The organism is Streptomyces sp. NPDC048275 (assembly GCF_040652275.1).
Lineage (GTDB): Bacteria > Actinomycetota > Actinomycetes > Streptomycetales > Streptomycetaceae > Streptomyces.
In genome coordinates this window covers 96,391-115,955 of record NZ_JBEZLR010000016.1, presented here as the reverse complement: position 1 = coordinate 115,955, position 19,565 = coordinate 96,391, and the positions used below count along the sequence as shown (strand labels likewise).

The window sequence follows — 19,565 nt, the reverse complement described above, 5'->3', positions numbered from 1 at the left end:
TCCAACCAAGCGTGAAATTTTAGTACGACGCTAGCCGCTGACCTGCGCCGCAGCCACGCGAGGCGGCCTTCGGGGCGCATCGGAGGTACTGGTTCCGGGGCTCTGACGTGCGGGTATGTCATCTTGACGAGATCTGTCCCACATCTGCCTGTAACACGCAATGGATGACGGAGGATTCGGGCGTTGTGCGCCCGCGCCCGACCGGATCGTGGACAGGGACCGACGCCCCGGCCGTCCGCCTCGGCCGCGACCTGCGCCGAACTGCTCCCAGATCCATTCCCGTTGGGCCACCATGGTCAGTCAGGGCTCGGGTGCGTCGAGGGGCATGGGGAGACTTGTGACGGGGAGGCCACCAACAGGGCACGGCGGCACTGGACGACGCCTCCTCATCACCGTCGGTATCAGCAGGTACCAGCGTTTGGGGGAGGAGAACCAACTCCTGCGGGCGACCGGCGACGCGGCCAGGATCCGAGAGCTGTTCAACGACTTCGGCTACCCGAACGCGGGCCTTGCCCTGGGTGACTACAGCAGCGCGGAGTACATCAAGCGCACCCTGAGCCACTGGGCACGAGACGTCGAGCTGACCGAGCACGACGTCGTCGTCTTCTACTTCGCGGGCCACGGCATGGTGGAAGGCCGTGACCGGCACTACCTGTTCTGCTGGGACAGCGATGAACGCGACCCGGCGGCCACCGCGCTGGCCAGCGAGGACGTCGTACGTGTCCTGGCCGCCGCGGGCTGCCGGAACCTCTTGCTGATCCTCGACGCGTGCTACGGAGGCGTGGGCACCGCCGATGCCGCCCGGTACGCGCTTCGGGCCGTCGCCCATCGTCTGGGCGACGGTTCGACGAGCGGCGGCATGTGGTTCCTGTCGTCGGCCCGAGCCAAGGACGAGGCCGAGGACGGCGCCTTCGTGGACGCTCTCGTATCGGCCGTCGAGACGGTGACCGCGCGCACCGGCCAGCGTCAGCGGTACCTGGACCTCACCGAACTGGTGGAACAGGTCAACACCACCCTCGCGCACACCGGTGCCGGAGGCCAGCGCGCCGAACTCGCCGCCGGACTGAGTACCGGCCTCGCGCCCTTCTTCGCCAACCACGGCTACCAACAGGACCTTCCGGCCGTCGGAACGGACCTCGAGACCCAACGGCTCGTCACCAAACGGGACCTCTACGACCACTTCGGACCCCGCTCCCGAGGTGTGGAGTTCGAGTCCGAGCAGGGCCTGTACTTCAGCGGACGTGACCGGCTGTTGCGGGAGCTCGTCGGCTGGCTCACGGCGGGGAGGGACGACGGGAAGGGACGGATCGTCACCGGCAGCCCCGGCTGCGGAAAGTCCGCTGTGCTCGGGCGGGTGGTGACCCTGTCCGACTCCGAGTACCGGCGCCATCTGGGAGTTGACGCCCTCGCCACGGACATGGTCGTGCCCGAGAACTGTGTCGACGCCGCCGTGCATGCCCGGCACAAGAGGCTCGAAGAGGTCGTCCAGCAGATAGCGAGTGTCCTCGGCCACGACGTCGAGGGGCCCGGCGACCTCTTGCGCGAGGTGAGCCGCCGTACCGCGGACGGTGAATCGGTCGTGATCGTGGTGGACGCGCTGGACGAGGCGGGCTCCGGTACGGCCGCGGACACCGGTGGCCGCGGCGAGCCCCGGCGCATCGCCCGGGAACTGCTGCGCCCGCTCTCCGACATCCCCGGTGTCCGTCTGCTCGTCGGCACCCGAAGAGAGCTGGTGAGCAGTCTGGGCAACGGAACCATGAAGGTCTTCGACCTGGACCGGGAAGAGTATCTGGGAAGCGACGACGTCGCCGGTTACGTCCGCAAGGTGCTGCTGGCGAAGAACGAACCGCATGTCCAGACCCCTTACCGGGCCCTGCCCGAGCTCGCCGAGGAAGTCGCCCGCGCGGTGGCGGCCCGCGCGGACCGGGTGTTCCTCGTGGCCCGGATGACCGCGCGGAGCCTGCGCGGGATGGAAACCCCCATCGATACCGGCGTCCCGGGTTGGCAGAACGGCCTGCCCAGCGAGATCGGTGAGGCTTTCGACGACTATCTGGCCCGCTTCGAGGCCGACGAGCCGCGGGTACGCAGACTGCTCGTCCCGCTGGCCTTCGCCGAGGGGCAGGGGCTGCCGCGCGGGTCCTTGTGGAGCCGCCTGGTGACAGCGATCTCCGGCGTCTCCTGCACCCAGGAGGACATCGACTGGCTGCTGTCGAAGGCGAGCGCCTATGTCGCCGAGGTGGTGGAGGACGACCGCTCCGTCTACCGCCTCTACCATCAGGCCCTCGCGGAGCATCTACGAGCCGACCCAGGGCTCTTTGCTCGCGACACCCAGCGCCGGATCGTCGACGCTCTGCGCGGCGCGGTCTCCTCCGCGTCGTCCTCCGCCGGGCCCGACTGGTTCGCCGCCCACTCCTACGTGAGGGCCCACCTGGCCACCCACGCGGCGGCGGCGGGGGTACTGAGCGAGCTCGTCCGTGATCCGGGGTTCCTGCTGGCGGCCGAACAGCTCGCCCTGCTGCAAGCGTTCTCCAACGCCCCGACGGGTACCACCGGAAGCATTCGCACCGCTTACGAACAGGTGGCCCACCTGCTGACCACGAGCAGACCGCTGGGAGAGCGTGCCGCCTACCTCCAACTCTCGGCCCGCCGATGCCAGTGCGGTGACCTGGCCACCCGAATCGACGAACTCGATCTGCTCCTGCCCTGGTCGGCACGCTGGGCCGTCTGGTCGCCCACCGGTGCGCACCGCCAGCTCATCGGCCACGAATCGGCGGTCACCGCCATTGCCGCGGGAGCACTGGACGGCCGGCCGATCGCCGTGACGGGGAGCTCCGACGGCACCGCCCGGGTCTGGGACCTCATCACTCATCGCCAGATCGGTCAGCCGCTGGAGGCCGGGCGAGAGGTCAAGTGCGTTGCCATGTGCGACCTCGGGGAGTACAGCCTCGCTCTGACCGGCGGTGACGACGGTTCCGTCTCGCTCTGGGACCTGTCGACGGGACGTCAGACGCGCCCGCCCCTGAGGGGACACACCAACGTCGTCCAGGCGGTGACCACATACGAACTCTCCGGCGAGATGCTCGCCGCCACGGCCAGCGCGGACGGCACCGTCAGGGTGTGGGAGCTGGCGTCAGGCCGTCAGCGGGGAGACACGATCACAGGGCACGGCGGTGGCGTCACCGGCGTCGTCTGCGCCGAACTCGGCGACCGTCCCGTGCTGATCACAGCCGGCGACGACAGCCGGGCCCGGATATGGGACCTGAGGACGTATGAGCCCGTGGGCGAGCTGATCGGCCACACCGGCGCAGTCACCGGGGTCGCGGTGGGCGAGGTCGGGGGGCGGGTGGTCGTGGCGACGGTGAGCCAGGACAGCACCGCCGGGCTGTGGGATCTGGCGACACGGCAGCAGATCGGCGAGCCCCTGCGGCTGGACGTGTACGGCGGCGGTGGCGGCGTGGCTCTGGGCCGGGTCGACGCGAACCCGGTCCTGGTCGTGAGCAAGGGTCCGGTGGCCGAGCTGTGGAATCCCGAGAGCCGGCGGCCCGTCGGTCAACCTCTGACCGGACACACCAACTGGGTTCTGGCGGTGGCGACGACCAGTGTGAACGGCCGACCCGTGGTCATCACCGGAGGAGCGGACGGTACCGCGCGCATCTGGGACCTGACCTCCGAACAGCCCCTCGCCGCACACAGCGGGACCGTGCGGACCGTGGCTCTGTCCGACTTGGGCGGCCGCACGGTGGCGGTGACCGGCAGCGACGATACGACCGCCCGGATCTGGGATCTGGATGCGGGGAGACAGGACGGATCGCCACTCGTGGGCCATCAAGGGCCTGTCTCAGCGGTGGCTTTCGTGAAGCTCCGTACGGGACCGGCGATCATCACGGCCGGGAACGACACCACGATCAGGGTGTGGGACTCCGTGACACGCCGACAACTCGGCGCCGTTCTGTCGGGCCACACCAACAGGGTGTCGACTCTCGCGCTGTGGTCCCATGAGGGGCGGGACGTACTCGTCACAGGGAGCCACGACGGCACCGTACGGCTGTGGGACCTGGATTCCCGGGAACAGGTCGGAGAGCCCTTGGTCGGGTACTACGGAGACATCCAGGGGCTGGCGACCGGACGCTGGGGCACCCGGCAGGTCGTCATCGCCACCGGCAGGCAGGGGGCTCACGCCTGGGATCTGGCGGAAAGGACGTCGGTCGCCGCGCTCGACCTGCATGACGAGGCGCTGCGCCCGGTTGCCGTGGGATGCGTGGGAGAGTCCGCGCTCGCACTCCTCGTACGCGGTGACGGCGCACTGCTCCTGCACGACCTCGGCTCCGCGGAACTGCCCGCGACCCCTTTCGCGGAGCCGAGGCACAGGGTGGTGTCTGCCACGTTCGGGCAGGTCCGGGGGCGGACCGTCGTCCTTGCGGCGGACACCAGAGGCGATGTGTTCCTGTTGTCCGTACCCGATGGCGAGAAGCTGGGACGGACCTTGCGGGGGCACAACGGCGCACCGCAGTGCCTGGCCGTGGGGGAGATCAATGGCGCGCCGACCGCTGTGACGTGCCGGGGGACGGAAGTGCGGCACTGGGATCTGACGACGGGTGAACAGGTGGGCGAGCCGCTGAGTGGGCACACCGTCTCCGTCAACGCGGCCGCGATCGCGCGTGTGGGTGGGCGGCCGACCGTGGCACTCGTGGGTGCCGACAACACCATCCGCATGCGCGACCTGGAAAGCGGGGACCCGGTCGGCTCGCATGTGACGGGTCACATGGGGGAGGTGCGGGACATCGCGTTGCTCGTCAAGGACGACCATCTGCTCGCGGTGACCGGGGGCGTCGATTACAGCGCCCGTCTCCATGACCTGACGACGGGCAGCGAGACGGCACGGCTGGTCGGTCACATGGACTGGGTACGCGGTGTGTGCACCGGCACGGTGCACGGGCGCAGTGTGGTGCTCTCCGCCAGTGACGACGAAATGGTCTATGTCTGGGACGTCGTCACTCGACAGCGTGTCGCGGAACTCAGCGGGCACAAGGGATACGTCTACTCGGCCGTGGTCGGTGACATCGACGGGCATCCCGTTGTTGTCACTGGGGGTGACGACGGCGCCCGGCTGTGGGACCTGGCCGCGGCAGAACAGCTCGGCCGCCCCATCGGACCGCTCGGCGGGTCCGTCAGCGCTGTGGCGCTCGGCGTCATGGGCGGCCGGACCGTCGTGCTCACCGGCGACTCGGACGGCGTGGTGGACATCTGGGATGCCTTGACCCACGAAAGAGTCGAGATGTCGGCCGCGATGTCGCACACCGCCCCGATCAGCAAGCTGGCCCTGGAACACCAGGTGGATGCCACCAGGCTGGTGGTGGGCAGCGAGGACGGCGCCGTACGGATGTGGAACCTGGACGCCGGAACACTCGTCGGAGAACTCCAGCTGGGGGCCGGCGTGAATGACGTGGCCCTTGGGCCGGACAGCTTCCTGTGCGTGGCCACCGACATGGGCGTCGTCGCCTTCACGCACGGCTGGGGCGGTGTCCTGTGAGTGCCATCGTCTTCGTCCATGGCATTGCCCAGCAGCTCCACGGGCCTGAGACCCTGCGGGCGGCATGGGCCCCGGCGCTGCGGGACGGCCTCCTGATCGCGGGCGCAAAGTCGGACGAGGCGGCGACGGCCTCCTCGGTCGCCTTCTACGGCGATCTGTTCCGCCGTCGCGGAGCACGCTCGCTCGGCGAACCGCCGCTGGACGCCGCCGACGTCGACGAGGGCCTCGAACGGGAACTGCTGCTGGCCTGGTGGGAGGAGGCGGCACGGACGGAGAGCGCGGTTCTGGGGCCCGACGAGCTCACGAGGCTGCGCACGCCTTCCGTCGTCCAGCGGGCGCTGCACGCGCTCAGCCATTCCGCCTTCTTCGCGGGGCTGGCCGAGAACATGCTGATCGGGGCTCTGCGGCAGGTGCGGCTGTACCTGACCGACGACGGCGTCCGGGCGGCCGTACGGGCGCGGGTGGAGAGCGCGGTGACCGACCGCACAAGGGTGGTCGTCGCCCACTCCCTGGGCTCCGTGGTCGCCTATGAAGCGCTGTGCGCACACCCGGAATGGCCGGTACACACCTTCGTCACCCTGGGATCACCGCTCGGCATCCCGAATCTGGTCTTCGACCGGCTGCTGCCCACGCCGACGAGTGACCGGGCCCACTGGCCGGGAGCCGTACGGAGCTGGTCGAACATCGCCGACCGAGGGGACGTGGTCGCCCTGGTCAAGCACCTGGCGCCGCGGTTCGGCGAGAGGCTGGTGGACCTGACGGTGCACAACGGGACCAAGGCGCATGATGTGCGCCCCTACCTGACGGCTGTGGAAACCGGGCAGGCGGTGCTCATGGGACTTCGGGGTGACCACGGGCCGCACGAACCTCCCGGTCGTCCTTGAAAAGCAGAAAACCCCACGAGAAGTGGGGTCTCAGCTGGTGTCCGAGGGGGGACTTGAACCCCCACGCCCGATAAAGGGCACTAGCACCTCAAGCTAGCGCGTCTGCCATTCCGCCACCCGGACAAGGTGTATGTCGTGCGGGGTTTCCCTCGCGGCGACAGAGGAAACATTACCAGGCTTTCGAGGGCCTCTGATCACACCCCGTCGCCGCGTGAACGGCGTGTGACGGGCCGGGTCCGGTCTTGGGGTGGGGCGGGGTCAGAGGGAGGATGAGGAAGGAACCACCAGCAGTGACAGTGGGAGGAAGCAGCGTGAGCGAATCGAACACGGCCAGGAGCGTCTCTGGCGAGGACGAGGTCGTGGACCTCTGTCGCGAGCTGATCCAGATCGACACCAGCAACTACGGGGACCACTCCGGGCCGGGTGAGCGCAAGGCTGCGGAGTACGTGGCCGAGAAGCTCGCCGAGGTGGGGCTCGAACCGCAGATCTTCGAGTCGCACCGTGGCCGAGCCTCCACGGTGGCCCGTATCGAGGGCGTGGACCGCTCGCGGCCCGCGCTGCTCATCCACGGCCACACGGACGTCGTACCGGCGAACGCGGCCGACTGGACCCACCACCCCTTCTCCGGCGAGATCGCGGACGGGATGGTGTGGGGCCGCGGCGCGGTCGACATGAAGGACATGGACGCCATGACGCTGGCGGTCGTACGGGACCGGCTGCGCAGCGGGCGCAAGCCGCCCCGTGACATCGTCCTCGCCTTCCTCGCGGACGAGGAGGCGGGCGGTACGTGGGGGGCGCGGCACCTGGTCGACAAGCACCCGGACCTCTTCGAGGGCGTCACGGAGGCGATCGGCGAGGTCGGCGGGTTCTCCTTCACGGTCAACGAGAAGCTGCGGCTGTATCTCGTCGAGACCGCCCAGAAGGGCATGCACTGGATGAAGCTGACCGTGGACGGCACCGCCGGTCACGGTTCGATGATCCACAAGGACAACGCGATCACCGAGCTGTCCGAGGCCGTCGGGCGGCTCGGGCGGCACAAGTTCCCGGTGCGTGTGACCAAGACGCTGCGGCACTTCCTCGACGAGCTGGGCGACGCCCTCGGCACCGAGCTCGACCCGGAGAACATGGACGAGACGCTCGCCAAGCTCGGCGGCATCGCCAAGCTCATCGGTGCCTCCCTGCAGAACACCGCCAATCCGACCCAGTTGGGCGCGGGTTACAAGGTCAATGTCATTCCGGGCCAGGCGACGGCGCATGTCGACGGCCGTTATCTGCCGGGGTACGAGGAGGAGTTCCTCGCCGACCTGGACCGGATTCTCGGCCCGAAGGTGAAGCGCGAGGACGTGCACGCCGACAAGGCGCTGGAGACCACCTTCGACGGCGCCCTCGTCGACGCCATGCAGACCGCGCTGTCCGCCGAGGATCCGATCGCCCGCGCCGTGCCGTACATGCTCTCGGCCGGCACCGACGCCAAGTCCTTCGCCGACCTCGGCATCCGCTGCTTCGGCTTCGCCCCGCTGAAGCTGCCGCCGGAGCTGGACTTCGCGGGCATGTTCCACGGCGTCGACGAGCGGGTGCCGGTCGATGCCCTGAAATTCGGCGTACGGGTTCTCGACCGTTTCATCGAGGCGTCATGACGTGTTGACGTCGGTATTCGCCCGCGCGTACGGAGATCACCCGGGAAGGGTGAATGCGACCATAAGCTCGTAGCTCTAACAGTTCCTCCTCGTTACAGCTGATGTGATCCGCTACTTGGGATCGCATTTGCCAACTAGGAGGAATAATGATCAAGAAGATCGTCGCTGCCGCTGCCGCCACTGGTGGTCTGGTTCTCGCGGGTGCGGGCCTGGCGGTCGCCGACTCGGGTGCCCAGGGTGCCGCGGTGCACTCCCCGGGCGTCGTCTCCGGCAACGTCGTCCAGGTGCCTGTTCACGTCCCGGTGAACGTCTGCGGCAACACGATCTCGGTGATCGGGCTGCTGAACCCCGCCTTCGGTAACACCTGCATCAACGACTGATGTTGTGCCTCACCCCATGAGGGTCTGAGTCGGTCGGCCCCGGAGTGCACGCCATGCGCTCCGGGGCCGACCGACTTTCGGCGCACGCGCCAGTCGGGTGCGTGCGCTTTCCGGACAGTCCAAGCCCAGGATTTCAGGGCTCAAGGCAGGGATACAGCTATGCGACAGGTCACCCGCAAGGGCCTGATGACCGTGGCGGCCGCGACCGGCGTACTCGCCGCGACCGGGGGCTACGCACACGCCGACTCGGGTGCGAACGGCTTCAGTTCGGACTCGCCCGGCGTGCTGTCGGGCAACACGGTGCAGGCGCCGGTGAACGCGCCGGTGAACGTCTGCGGCAACACCGTGAACGTCATCGGGGCGCTCAACCCGGCGATCGGCAACAAGTGCGTCAACCATGGCGGCGGCCGCTCCTCCGGGGGCGGATACGGCGGCGGACACGCCGGGGGTTCGCCGGGCGTCGGCTCCGGAAACCACGTACAGGTCCCGGTCGACGTGCCGGTCAACGTCTGCGGCAACAGCGTCAACGTGGCCGGGATCGGCAATCCGGCGACGGGCAACTCGTGCGGGAACGGTGCCGGTGGGTCGGGTGGGTCCGATGGGTCCGGTGGTGGTCACCCCGCCACTCCGCCCGGCGGCGGCCACCAGACGCCCCCTCCGGGCGGGCCGGGCAACCCCGGCCACCCCGGGCAGCCGGGCACCCCGGGTCACCCCGGGCAGCCGGGCAACCCGGGTACGCCGGGCAACGCTGGGCACCCGGGCAACCCCGGTACGCCGGGCAACCTCGGTACGCCGGGCAGCCTCGGCAACCCGGGCACGTTGCCCGCCTCGCGCGTCGACCACCCTGGGACGCAGTCCGTCAGCCAGCCCGTGAGTGCCGCGCAGCTCGCCGCCACCGGCAGTGAGCTGCCGCTCGGCCTGGTGATCCCGGCGGGCGCGGGCGCGCTGCTCGCGGGCGCCGTGCTCTACCGCCGGGCGCGGGCGGCGGCGTAAGCACGAGGCGTAAACGGGTACGGCAAGAGCGAACGGAGCGGGCCCCGCACTGGCGGGGCCCGCTCCGTTTCAGCCGCTTTCGCTCACCACGTGGCGCGCACCTGGCGGATGATCCGTCGGCGCAACCGCACCCTGCGGCTGCCGTCGGGGTGCAGGCTCAGGCGGTCCAACTCCCAGTGTCCGTACTCCGCATGGTCCGTCAGCAGGCGTGTCGTGTCCTTGCGGGAGACCCCGCGTGGCACGTACACGTCGACAAATTCGTATTCCGGCATCGCATCTATTGTGCGGGCACAGGCCCGGTACGGATAGCGTCTGCACTATGTCTGATGCTGTGCAGCCCACCGCTGCCGAGGTACGCGCCGCCGCCGAGGCTGTAAAGACCGCACTCGATCGCCACCTGGCCGCGGTCGAGCGCAGGTCGGGCGACGACGACCCGGCCGTCTACGAGGCGTTCAACGAGCTGGCCGCCGCGGCCGAGGAGTACGACGAGCTGCTCTACGACCGCTACGACGAGGTCACCCCCTTCGAGATCCCCGGTACCGACGACACCCTGCTGCCGTACACGGGCCCCGAGGAGCCGAACGCGCTGAGCGTGCTGATCCGCCGGGACTACGCGGTGGTGGAGCCGCAGCGACTGCTGGCGCAGGCCCAGCGGGTGGAGGCCGTGGAGGAGGACGGGGCCACCGCGGCCGCCGGCTTCGACGCGGCGGCCGGTACCGTCCACGGCGCGCTCGGCGTCCTGTTCGGCGAGTTCGAACCCGACGAGATCGCCTCCCGGCACAAGGAGTTCGGCCTGGAGGAAGGGGACTCCACGCTCTGGGTCACGGCCGCGGACGAACCGGCCGACCCCGGTGAGTGGCTGGAGAGCCCCTTCGAATCGATCGACCCGCAGCGCGTCGTCTGTCGTTTCGACGTGAGCGCGGTCTTCGACGAGGAGTCGGACGACGACGAGATCGAGGACGAGACCGAGGACGACCTCGGCCCGGACGGCGAACTGGACGAAGACGGCGATCTGGAGCCGTTGGACGCCGATCGCTGAGCGTGCGCTGCAGGGGGTGGCGGTCACCGGGGGTTCGGTGGCCGCCACCTCCGTGTGTACGGCGGTGGGGGATCAGCCCGCTGCCGGGACCTGCGCCTTGAGAAGGGCGGGCAGGCGCGTGGTGCGCGGCTTCTGGGGGACCTCGGCCACCGCCCGCTGCAGGGCCTGCTCCACCCCGTGCACCACGGACAGATGGCGCTCGGCGCGGCCGAAGGCCGTGTAGACCCATGGCCTGGTCAGGGCCCCCGCGGCGTCGCCGGGGAGCACCACGACCGCGGCGGGCCAGCGCAGCCCGACCGCCTGGTGCGCCGTGAGCGCCCAGCCGTGCCGCACGGACTGCTCCACCCGCTCCTTCGGTACGACCACGGCGGCGCCGGAGCACTCCAGGTGCAACCCGTCCGCGTCGGCCTTCACCACGTGGCCCGGCACCGTACGACCCGGCACGGGGCAGTACGCGATCCGGTCGCCGGGGTCGAAGCCGCCGAAGCGGCCGGGGCCGGGGTTGAGCCGCTCCTTGAGCGCGGTGTTCAGCGCGCGCGTGCCGACAGCGCCACCGTGCCCAGGAGTGATCACCTGTGTCTGCTCGGCCGGGATGCCGATCGCCCGCGGCACCGAGTCCACGACCAGCTGCACGGTGCGGTGCACCGCCTCACCGGCATCGCGCACCGGGACGATCACGACCTCCTTGCCGGGCGCCTCGACCTGCTGAAGCTCACCGATGCCGACCCCGGAGACCAGCTCGCCGATGGGCCCGGGGTCCGGCGTCCGCGAGGCCACCTGCGGGCAGACCCGCGCCGCGAGCAGATCCGCGAACACGCGTCCCGGGCCGGCCGACCACAGCACCCCGGGATCCCCGCTCAGCACCAGCCGCGAGCCGTCCGGGAGCGATTCGGCGAGCACGGCAGCCGTCTCGACGTCCAGCTGCGGCGCGTCCAGGACGACGAGGAGGTCCAGGTCGAGGGCGCCGTCCGGGTCCCGGCCAGGGCCCTCCGCGCCGGACAGGAGCCCCGCCACGGTGCAGACACCGGTGCCCGCCCCCTCTTCGGTGCGGTCCGGCAGGTCGTACCGGGCCATCTGCACCGTGAAGCGGTCGCGGCCGCCCGGAGTGTGCGCGGAGGCCCAGCCACGCAGGCCGAGACCGCGAGCGGCGTACAGCAGTGCCGCCGCTTCGGCCTGGGACGCGTCTCCGCCGGTGTGCAGGACCAGGCCCTGGCCCGCGACCGCGCGGATCAGCTCCGCCGCGGAGCGCGCGGCCGATGCGGCGGCCCGCTCCCAGTCGGCGGCCGAACCGTCATCCTTCGGCACGGAGTTCATCATCCGGGCCAGTCCGTCGGCGAGGCTCTCCTCGGCCAGGGCGTACCGCTCCAGGCCGACGAGGATGCGGACCGGGCGCTCCTCCTCGCCCTCCTCGGCGCTGTCCTGCGCGGGGGCCGCCGGGTCGAGCGCGTCCTGGAAGACCAGGGCCTCGCCCTCCGCGAGGGTGCTCTGCACGGCCGCGTCCGGGTCCGGCACCGCGCGCTGGGAGAGCGCGGCGGTGAGCGCCGGGGCGTCGAGGGCGGTGTGTCCGGCGACGGCCGCCTGCTCGAGGAGCCACACGGTCAGCGCCCGGCCGCGCCGCTCGTCGTCCGGGCCGCACTCCGCGCCGAGCAGCGCCCGGGCGAACCCGTCGGCCTGCTCGGGCCGCACCCCGGCGACCCGCAGCAACTGCCAAGGGTCCTCGCGCAGTTGCTCACCGGCGCCCTCGCCCAGGGCCGCGACGACCTGCGGCGCGAGCGCGTCGGGCGCGCCGCCCTCGGTCAGCACGCCGCGTACGCCCTCGACGGCTTCCGCCGCGACGGCCGACCCCGCGCCGCTCGACGCGGCTCCGCCCGGGACGGCGCCGCTCGACGCCGCTTCGCCCGGGACCGCCGGCATGGGCTGCGCGCGCCGCGCACGCTCCGGAGCTGCCGCGCGCGGCGCCGCCTCGGGCTCGCGGAATGCGCCGGCCACAGGTGCCACGGGCTTCTCGCCGCTCTCCACGGCCCGCACCGCCGCGAGCAGATCCGCGGCCTTCCCGCTGAGCTTGGCCCCGGCCGCGACCGGCCCCTGCTTCTCGGCCTTCCGCCGCTCGATCCGCTCCCGCTCCAGGCGCTGGGCCGCCAGTTCGGCCTCGGCCTCCGACAACTGAGCGGCGCCTGCCGTGCCGGCGTCGTCAGCCGTGCCGGCCGAGGCGGTGGTGTCCGTGTCGCCCTCGACCGTGGCTCCCTCGGCGTCCGCGGCCTCTCCGGTCGAGGCCATGGCCGATCCCTGGGGCCCCTCGGATCCCGCGGTCTCGGGCTTCGCCGCCGCGCCGCCCTCGGAGTCGCCCGCGTCGGCAACCTGCGGGACTCCGGCCGCGCCCGGCACCCCCGGCTCCGCTTCCTCCGTGGTCTCGGGCTCCGTGCTCACAGCGTGCTCCAGTCGTGATCGGGATAGTGGTGCACCGGTGCCGACACATCGTCGAGCGCCCGGCAGATCTCGTCAGGAAGACTAAGGGTCTCCACTGACAACGCGGCCGTGAGCTGCTGCGCGTTGCGCGCGCCGACGATCGGGGCGGCCACACCGGGCCGGTCGCGAACCCAGGCCAGCGCGACCTGCAGCGGCGTGACCGCGAGGCCGTCCGCCGCGGTCGTCACCGCGTCCACGATGCCGCTCGCCGCGTCGTCCAGGTACGGCGCGACGAAGGGCGCGAGGTGCTCCGAGCCGCCCCGGGAGTCGGACGGCGTCCCGCCGCGGTACTTGCCGGTGAGCACGCCCCGCCCGAGCGGGGAGGAGGGCAGCAGGCCGACACCCAGGTCGAGGGCGGCGGGGAGCACCTCCCGCTCCACACCGCGCTGGAGCAGGGAGTACTCCATCTGCGTACTGGCGAGCCGGGTCCGTGCCCCGGGCGCCGCGAGCTGCCAGGTCGCCGCCTTGGCGAGCTGCCAGCCGCAGAAGTTGGAGACCCCGGCATATCGCGCGCGACCGCTGCTGACCGCGAGGTCGAGCGCCTGGAGGGTCTCGTCCAGCGGGGTGGCCGGATCGAAGGCGTGGATGTGCCACAGGTCCACGTAGTCCGTGCCGAGGCGCTGGAGCGAGGCGTCGAGCGCCGACAGGAGGTGCCCGCGCGAGCCGTCGAACCGTCGGTCCGGGTCGGGCACGCTGCCCGCCTTGGTGGAGATGACCAGGTCGCGGCGCGGCACGAGCCCCTCTATGAGCTGACCGAGCAGATACTCGGCCTCCCCGTCCCCGTACACATCCGCGGTGTCGACGAGGTTCCCGCCCGCTTCCCAGAACACCTTCAACAGGTCCGCGGCGTCATGTTCGTCGGTATCCCGCCCCCACGTGAGGGTGCCGAGTCCGATCCGGGACACACGCAGGCCGGTACGGCCGAGATGCCTCTGCTCCATGGACGCCGAGATTACTGGCCAGAACTCGCCTCGTGGGGGCCCTGTGGACAACCGGGATCAGCCGAGGCCGAACCGGTCCCTGCCATGGCGCCCACCAGCGCGCTAGGGTTCCGGCACAAGGGACGTTACTGATCGGTAAGGGGAATCGGCCATGCAGCTCGGGATCAACCTCGGCTACTGGGGCGCGGGAATGGACGCGGACAATCTCGCCGTCGCCAAGGAGGCCGACCGACTGGGATACGCCGTCTGCTGGGCCGCCGAGGCCTACGGCTCCGACGCGGCCACCGTGCTCACCTGGGTTGCCGCCCAGACCGAGCGTATCGACGTCGGCTCGGCCATCTTCCAGATCCCGGCGCGCCAGCCCGCGATGACCGCGATGACCGCCGCGACCTTGGACTCGCTGTCGGGCGGCCGCTTCCGCCTCGGACTCGGTGTCTCCGGGCCGCAGGTCTCCGAGGGCTGGTACGGCGTCAAGTTCGACAAGCCGCTGGCCCGCACCCGCGAGTACGTCGAGATCGTACGGAAGGCCATGACGCGGGAGCGCCTCTCGTACGAGGGTGAGCACTGGACGCTGCCGCTGCCGGGCGGCCCGGGCAAGCCGCTGAAGCTGACCGTGCACCCGGAGCGTGAGCACATTCCGCTGTATGTCGCCGCGATCGGCCCCAAGAACCTGGAGCAGACCGGCGAGATCGCCGACGGCGCGCTGCTGATCTTCCCGTCGGCCGACCACATCGAGGACACCGCGATCAAGTACCTGCGCGCGGGCCGCGAGAAGGCGGGCAAGACGATGGAGGGCTTCGACGTGTGCCCGACGCTGCCGCTCGCCCTCGGCGACGACAAGGACGTGCCGGCGCTGGCCGACATGTTCCGGCCGTACACCGCGCTGTATGTCGGCGGCATGGGCAGCCGCAAGCAGAACTTCTACAACCAGCTCGCCCAGCGCATGGGATACGAGAAGGAGGCCGCCGAGATCCAGGACAAGTACCTGTCCGGTGACAAGGAGGGCGCGGCCGCCGCGATTCCGCACGCGCTGATCGACCAGACCACGCTGCTCGGCTCCGTGGACCGTATCGCCGACCGCATGAAGGCGTACGCGGCGGCCGGGGTCAACACACTCACGCTGGCGCCCGCGGGCTTCACGCTGGACGACCGGATCGCCTCGCTCCGGGCCGGTTGCGACGCGCTGGAGCGTGCTGGTTTGGCGTAACCGCGGCGGATCGCTTCGCGGAAGAATTCTGCGGCCGTGGTGGGGGCTCGGGGGGTCTTCCCCGCCACGGCCGTCACGGGGAACAACGCGCAAAAGCCCCCTCGGTTACGCGCTTGGACCTCCCTCGTCGTCGTTCGTTTGGCGGATTTGTCCGACACATCGGTTGCCGTGCTCCTGGCATCCCATTTGACTCGTTTTCTGCTGAACCCTGCAGAGAGGTGCGAGTGATGCTTTCGGCCAAGAGTCTGTTTCAGGAGATCCTCGACAACGACGAGTCGTTCCGGCTCTTCTGCTCCATCGCCGCCAGTGGGGAATCGCAGGGGGGCTGGGAGAACGCGCGCATCGCCGCACTCGTCCCACAGAGCGAACGCGAGCTGGCGCCGAAGATCGTCCGGCACGGCGCCGACGAGGACAAACACGGGCGGATCTTCAACGCCCTCATGAAGAAGCGCGGACTGCGCCCCGTCGAGGTCCCGGCCGACACCGACTACACGATGCTCCTGGAACGGCACGGCATCGGCCTCGCGCACGAGAAGCTCAAGGGCGACCAGCCGCTCACCGTGCAGGACATCGTCACGTATCTCGCCCACAGCAGGGTCACCGAACAGCGCGCCTCCGAGCAGATGGAGCTGCTGCGCAAGCACTTCGCCGACCACCCCGACCTCGGCCGCGCGGTGAAGATGATCTCCGAGGACGAGGGCAACCACCTCGCCTACTGCCACGAGGAACTGCTGCGCTTCGCGCGCGCCGGACACGGCCGTGCCATCCAGCGGACGCTGCGCGAGTGCGCACACGCCGAGATCCGCATCTACCGTGACGTCAGTCTCGCCGTGATGGCCCACATGGGACGCATCCTCGGCTGGCCGAGGACCAAGGCGGCCACGCTCGCCGCGGGCATCCACCTTGTCCACGCCTACGAGCGGGCGGTGGGCTGGCGCCGGATGGTCTCGCTGACGATGCCCGAGCGGCGCGACGCGCTGGGCGGGCCCGCGACGTCGGCGCCAGAGTTCGCGTGATCCGCGGCCGGGAGCCTCGGTGGCCACGCGCGCGTGCGGCGTGATTACAGCCAGCCGCGTCGCTTGAAGAGCCGGTACAGCAGGATCTCCAGCACGACCATCCCCAGCAGCACCGTCGGATACGACCACACCCAGTGCAGCTCCGGCATGTGGTCGAAGTTCATGCCGTAGATCCCCGCGATCAACGTGGGGACCGCGGCCATGGCCGCCCACGCGGAGATCTTCCGCATGTCGTCGTTCTGCCGCACGCTCATCTGTGCGAGATGCGCCGAGAGGATGTCCGAGACGAGGCGGTCCAGGCCCTCCACCGCCTCGTTCACGCGCGTCAGATGGTCATTGACGTCGCGGAAGAAGGGCTGCGCCTTCTCGGTCACGAACGGCACCCCTGCGCCGGCGCCACCCGGGTCCGAGAGCCGGCTCAACGGAACGGCCAGTGGAACCGTCGCCCGGCGGAACTCCAGGATCTGCCGCTTGAACGTGTAGATCCTGGACGCGGTGTGCCGCGTACCCCCGACGGTCGGTGAGAAGACCTCCGCCTCCAGCACCTCCAGGTCGGTCGCCAGCTCGGTGGCCACTTCCAGGTACTGGTCGACCGTGGCGTCGGCGATCGAGTAGAGGACCGTCGTCGGCCCGTGCCGGAGCTTCTCGGGATCGGCCTCCAGGCGGTGTCGCACGGGCGCGAGCGGCGAGCCCTGCCCGTGCCGGACGGTCACCACGAAGGCGTCGCCGATGAAGATCATGACCTCGCCGGTGGAGACCATGTCGCTGTCGGGCTCGTAGAAGACCGGTTTGAGGACCAGGAACAGCGAGTCGTCGAACACCTCCAGCTTGGGCCGCTGATGCGCCTTGAGGGCGTCCTCGACCGCGAGCGGGTGCAGCCCGAACTCCGCCGTGACCAGGTCGAACTCCTGCTCCGTCGGCTCGTGCAGCCCGATCCACACGAACGCGTCTCCCTCGGCGCGTGCCGTGTCCAGGGCGTCGGAGAGGTCCTCGGGACCCTCCGTCCGGCTCCCGTGGCGGTAGATGGCGCAGTCGACGATCACGGAGAGTATTCTCCCGCCGCCCGGCCCGTGCCGCACTCCGGCCGCCGTTGTCCACAGGCCCGGCCTGCTCCGCGCGGCGTCCCTTTACGCTGGGCCGCATGCCCACCCTGATTCTCGTACGACACGGACGTTCGACCGCCAACACCGCTGGGCTGCTCGCCGGCTGGACGCCCGGTGTCGCCCTCGACGAGCGCGGCGCCCAGCAGGCCGCGGCCCTGCCCGAGCGACTCGCCGCGCTGCCGATCTCCGAGGTCGTCACCAGCCCCCTGCAGCGCTGTCAGGAGACCGTGCAGCCGCTGCTCGACGCACGGCCCGAGCTGCGGGTGCACACCGACGAGCGCATCGGGGAGGCCCACTACGGCGACTGGTCGGGGCGCAAACTCGCCGAGCTGACGGACGAGCCGCTCATGGAGGTCGTACAGGCGCATCCCTCCACGGCCGCTTTCCCCGGCGGCGAGTCGATGCGGGCCATGCAGACACGGGCCGCCGAGGCGGTGCGCGAGTGGAACGCGCGCGTGGAGCGCGATCACGGCGGTGACGCCGTGTACCTCATGTGCTCGCACGGCGACATCATCAAGTCCCTCGTCGCGGACGCACTCGGACTTCACCTCGACCTCTTCCAGCGGATCTCTGTTGAACCGTGTTCGATCACCGCGATCCGTTACACACGACTGCGCCCCTTCCTCGTGCGCCTCGGGGACACCGGCGACTTCGCCTCCCTGGCGCCGCGCGAGGAGCCCCCGAGCGGCGACGCCCCGGTCGGGGGTGGTGCGGGCGCACCGTGATCGTCGGCCGCAGTAGGGTGAAGCGGTCGAAGCAGCACAGCAGTTGTCAGCAAGTTCTCAGCAGCCGATGCGGGCCGACGCGGTCAGCCGGTCCACATGCCGATTCCAATGGAGACAGGACGTGTCCCGTCAGGTGTTCCTCTACGACCCCCCGGACCGTTTCGTGGCCGGTACGGTCGGGTTGCCCGGGCGCCGTACCTTCTTCCTGCAGGCCTCCTCAGGCCCCCGGGTGACCAGCGTCGTCCTGGAGAAGACCCAGGTCGCCGCCCTCGCCGAGCGCATGGACGAGCTTCTCGACGAGGTCGTACGGCGGACCGGCGGCAATGCCCCCGTCCCTGCCATGGCCCCGACGGAGGTGTCCGACAACGCGCCCCTCGAGTCCCCCGTCGAGGAGGAGTTCCGGGTCGGCACCATGGCGCTGGCCTGGGACGGTGACGAACAGCGCATGATCGTCGAGGCGCAGGCCCTCGTGGAGCTCGACGCCGACTCCGAGGAGGACCTCGCGGAGGCCGAGGAAAGGTTGCTTCAGGACGAGGAGAACGGTCCGCCGATGCTCCGCGTCCGGCTCACCGGCGCGCAGGCCCGGGCCTTCGCCAAGCGCGCCCTCGACGTCGTCAACGCGGGCCGGCCGCCCTGCCCGCTGTGCAGCCTCCCGCTCGACCCGGAAGGACACGTATGCCCGCGCCAGAACGGATACCGCCGCGGAGCGTGACCACGGCCGAGCTGCTCGCCAAGGGCGAGCTGAAGGTGCGCGGACGGATCCGCGAAGCCTCGAACGCGGTGCTGTACTGCTCCGTGTCCTACGAGGGCCGGGACGCGTTCTGCGTCTACAAGCCGATCGCCGGTGAGCGGCCGCTGTGGGATTTCCCCGACGGCACCCTGGCGCAGCGCGAGGTCGCCGCGTACGCGGTCTCCGAGGCGACCGGATGGGGGCTCGTGCCGGCCACCGTGCTGCGGGACGGACCGTACGGCGAGGGCATGTGCCAACTCTGGATCGAGGCCTCCCCGGAGGCCGAGCTGCTCGCCCTGGTGGACCGCGAGGAGCCGGAGGAGGGCTGGAAGGCCATCGGCTTCGCGGAGGTCGGCGAGGGCGAGACGGCGCTGCTCGTGCACGCCGACGACGTCCGGCTGCGGCGGCTCGCGGTGCTCGACGCCGTGATCAACAACGCCGACCGCAAGGGCGGGCATCTGCTGCCCGCCGGTGAGGGACAGCTGTACGGGATCGACCACGGGGTCACCTTCAACGCCGAGAACAAGCTGCGCACGCTGTTGTGGGGCTGGGCGGGAGAGTCGCTGCCCCCGGAGGCGGTCGAGGTGCTCGCGTCCCTGCGGGACGGCCTGGCGCCGGGTGCGCCGCTCGCCACCCGCCTGGCCGAACTCATCACCGCCGCCGAGATCGACGCGACGCGCGCGCGTGTCGACGCGATGCTCACCTCGGGGAAGCATCCGGAGCCGAGCGGCGAGTGGCCGGCGATTCCCTGGCCGCCGGTGTGAGCAACGTCGCAGGCGGCACGCGCGCCCGCGGCCGCGGTCGCGTCCCTGGGCGCGCCCAGGACGGTGGATGCACACCGCATCGCGTGGCGCAAGAGCGCCTTCCCGGACATCTGGCCTGGTCCGGTTCGGATACGGAACTTCCCTCCGGTT

Annotated in this window: 15 protein-coding genes and 1 tRNA gene; 11 read left to right on the top strand and 5 right to left on the bottom strand. The window is 70.6% G+C overall.

Features of this window, described 5'->3' with window-relative positions; translation table 11 throughout:
- Nucleotides 1-160: 160 nt before the first annotated feature.
- Both AB0D57_RS13085 and AB0D57_RS13080 read left to right on the top strand, forming a co-directional pair.
- Nucleotides 161-5,530: a caspase family protein gene (locus AB0D57_RS13085; protein WP_362071012.1), complete on the top strand. Its 5,370-nt coding sequence runs from the start codon at nt 161-163 to the stop codon at nt 5,528-5,530.
- On the top strand, nt 5,527-6,414 hold the full coding sequence (locus AB0D57_RS13080) for a hypothetical protein (protein ID WP_362071010.1): 888 nt from the start codon (nt 5,527-5,529) through the stop codon (nt 6,412-6,414). The genes AB0D57_RS13085 and AB0D57_RS13080 overlap by 4 nt, the downstream gene beginning before the upstream one ends.
- A gap of 35 nt (nt 6,415-6,449) precedes the next feature.
- Here the strand turns inward: AB0D57_RS13080 and AB0D57_RS13075 are convergent.
- Nucleotides 6,450-6,537, bottom strand: a tRNA-Leu gene (locus AB0D57_RS13075).
- 188 nt (nt 6,538-6,725) lie between these two features.
- Between AB0D57_RS13075 and AB0D57_RS13070 the strand changes: the two genes are divergently transcribed.
- From AB0D57_RS13070 to AB0D57_RS13060, 3 genes are all read left to right on the top strand, one after another.
- Nucleotides 6,726-8,051: a M20/M25/M40 family metallo-hydrolase gene (locus AB0D57_RS13070; protein ID WP_362071008.1), complete on the top strand. Its 1,326-nt coding sequence runs from the start codon at nt 6,726-6,728 to the stop codon at nt 8,049-8,051.
- A 146-nt stretch (nt 8,052-8,197) separates the two neighbouring features.
- Entirely contained in the window at nt 8,198-8,431 is a 234-nt protein-coding gene (gene chpH, locus AB0D57_RS13065) for a chaplin ChpH (protein ID WP_362071006.1), read from the top strand.
- Nucleotides 8,432-8,590: 159 nt separating this feature from the next.
- Complete coding sequence (locus AB0D57_RS13060; protein WP_362071004.1) at nt 8,591-9,424, top strand: chaplin family protein; 834 nt, start codon at nt 8,591-8,593, stop codon at nt 9,422-9,424.
- Between the two features lie 83 nt (nt 9,425-9,507).
- Here AB0D57_RS13060 and AB0D57_RS13055 read toward each other — a convergent pair whose 3' ends face one another.
- Nucleotides 9,508-9,696 (bottom strand): DUF5703 family protein, encoded by a 189-nt coding sequence (locus AB0D57_RS13055; RefSeq protein WP_362071002.1) that lies wholly within the window; start codon nt 9,694-9,696, stop codon nt 9,508-9,510.
- A 47-nt stretch (nt 9,697-9,743) separates the two neighbouring features.
- Here AB0D57_RS13055 and AB0D57_RS13050 point away from each other — a divergent pair, with 47 nt between their 5' ends.
- Nucleotides 9,744-10,463, top strand: a complete 720-nt coding sequence (locus AB0D57_RS13050) for a hypothetical protein (RefSeq protein WP_362071000.1) — start codon at nt 9,744-9,746, stop codon at nt 10,461-10,463.
- 72 nt (nt 10,464-10,535) lie between these two features.
- Here the strand turns inward: AB0D57_RS13050 and AB0D57_RS13045 are convergent, their stop codons facing one another.
- Both AB0D57_RS13045 and AB0D57_RS13040 read right to left on the bottom strand, forming a co-directional pair.
- Nucleotides 10,536-12,890: a helix-hairpin-helix domain-containing protein gene (locus AB0D57_RS13045; protein WP_362070998.1), complete on the bottom strand. Its 2,355-nt coding sequence runs from the start codon at nt 12,888-12,890 to the stop codon at nt 10,536-10,538.
- Nucleotides 12,887-13,870 carry an aldo/keto reductase gene (locus AB0D57_RS13040; protein ID WP_362070996.1) on the bottom strand — a complete coding sequence of 328 codons (984 nt, stop codon included), beginning with the start codon at nt 13,868-13,870 and terminating at the stop codon, nt 12,887-12,889. The genes AB0D57_RS13045 and AB0D57_RS13040 overlap by 4 nt, the downstream gene beginning before the upstream one ends.
- A gap of 151 nt (nt 13,871-14,021) precedes the next feature.
- Here AB0D57_RS13040 and AB0D57_RS13035 point away from each other — a divergent pair, with 151 nt between their 5' ends.
- The gene (locus AB0D57_RS13035; protein WP_362070994.1) at nt 14,022-15,077 is read left to right on the top strand and encodes an LLM class F420-dependent oxidoreductase; all 1,056 of its coding nucleotides are present in this window, start codon (nt 14,022-14,024) and stop codon (nt 15,075-15,077) included.
- A gap of 227 nt (nt 15,078-15,304) precedes the next feature.
- Entirely contained in the window at nt 15,305-16,093 is a 789-nt protein-coding gene (locus AB0D57_RS13030; protein ID WP_362070992.1) for a ferritin-like domain-containing protein, read from the top strand.
- 44 nt (nt 16,094-16,137) lie between these two features.
- On the opposite strand, the gene corA is transcribed toward AB0D57_RS13030, so the two are convergent.
- A complete protein-coding gene (gene corA, locus AB0D57_RS13025) occupies nt 16,138-17,136 on the bottom strand; it encodes a magnesium/cobalt transporter CorA (RefSeq protein ID WP_362070990.1) in 999 nt (332 codons plus the stop codon).
- 98 nt (nt 17,137-17,234) lie between these two features.
- Between corA and AB0D57_RS13020 the strand changes: the two genes are divergently transcribed.
- The 3 genes from AB0D57_RS13020 (at nt 17,235) to AB0D57_RS13010 (ending at nt 19,415) form a co-directional block, all read left to right on the top strand.
- A complete protein-coding gene (locus tag AB0D57_RS13020; RefSeq protein ID WP_362070988.1) occupies nt 17,235-17,921 on the top strand; it encodes a histidine phosphatase family protein in 687 nt (228 codons plus the stop codon).
- Nucleotides 17,922-18,042: 121 nt separating this feature from the next.
- A complete protein-coding gene (locus tag AB0D57_RS13015) occupies nt 18,043-18,633 on the top strand; it encodes a DUF3090 domain-containing protein (RefSeq protein ID WP_362070986.1) in 591 nt (196 codons plus the stop codon).
- On the top strand, nt 18,597-19,415 hold the full coding sequence (locus AB0D57_RS13010) for an SCO1664 family protein (protein ID WP_362070984.1): 819 nt from the start codon (nt 18,597-18,599) through the stop codon (nt 19,413-19,415). The genes AB0D57_RS13015 and AB0D57_RS13010 overlap by 37 nt, the downstream gene beginning before the upstream one ends.
- Nucleotides 19,416-19,565 lie beyond the last annotated feature (150 nt).

Coding starts and splice junctions, on each gene's coding strand:
- AB0D57_RS13085 (WP_362071012.1), top strand. CDS start 161: ATGGATGACGGAGGATTCGGGCGTTGTGCGCCCGCGCCCGACCGGATC.
- chpH (WP_362071006.1), top strand. CDS start 8,198: ATGATCAAGAAGATCGTCGCTGCCGCTGCCGCCACTGGTGGTCTGGTT.
- AB0D57_RS13060 (WP_362071004.1), top strand. CDS start 8,591: ATGCGACAGGTCACCCGCAAGGGCCTGATGACCGTGGCGGCCGCGACC.
- AB0D57_RS13055 (WP_362071002.1), bottom strand. CDS start 9,696: ATGCCGGAATACGAATTTGTCGACGTGTACGTGCCACGCGGGGTCTCC.
- AB0D57_RS13050 (WP_362071000.1), top strand. CDS start 9,744: ATGTCTGATGCTGTGCAGCCCACCGCTGCCGAGGTACGCGCCGCCGCC.
- AB0D57_RS13040 (WP_362070996.1), bottom strand. CDS start 13,870: ATGGAGCAGAGGCATCTCGGCCGTACCGGCCTGCGTGTGTCCCGGATC.
- AB0D57_RS13035 (WP_362070994.1), top strand. CDS start 14,022: ATGCAGCTCGGGATCAACCTCGGCTACTGGGGCGCGGGAATGGACGCG.
- AB0D57_RS13030 (WP_362070992.1), top strand. CDS start 15,305: ATGCTTTCGGCCAAGAGTCTGTTTCAGGAGATCCTCGACAACGACGAG.
- AB0D57_RS13020 (WP_362070988.1), top strand. CDS start 17,235: ATGCCCACCCTGATTCTCGTACGACACGGACGTTCGACCGCCAACACC.
- AB0D57_RS13010 (WP_362070984.1), top strand. CDS start 18,597: ATGCCCGCGCCAGAACGGATACCGCCGCGGAGCGTGACCACGGCCGAG.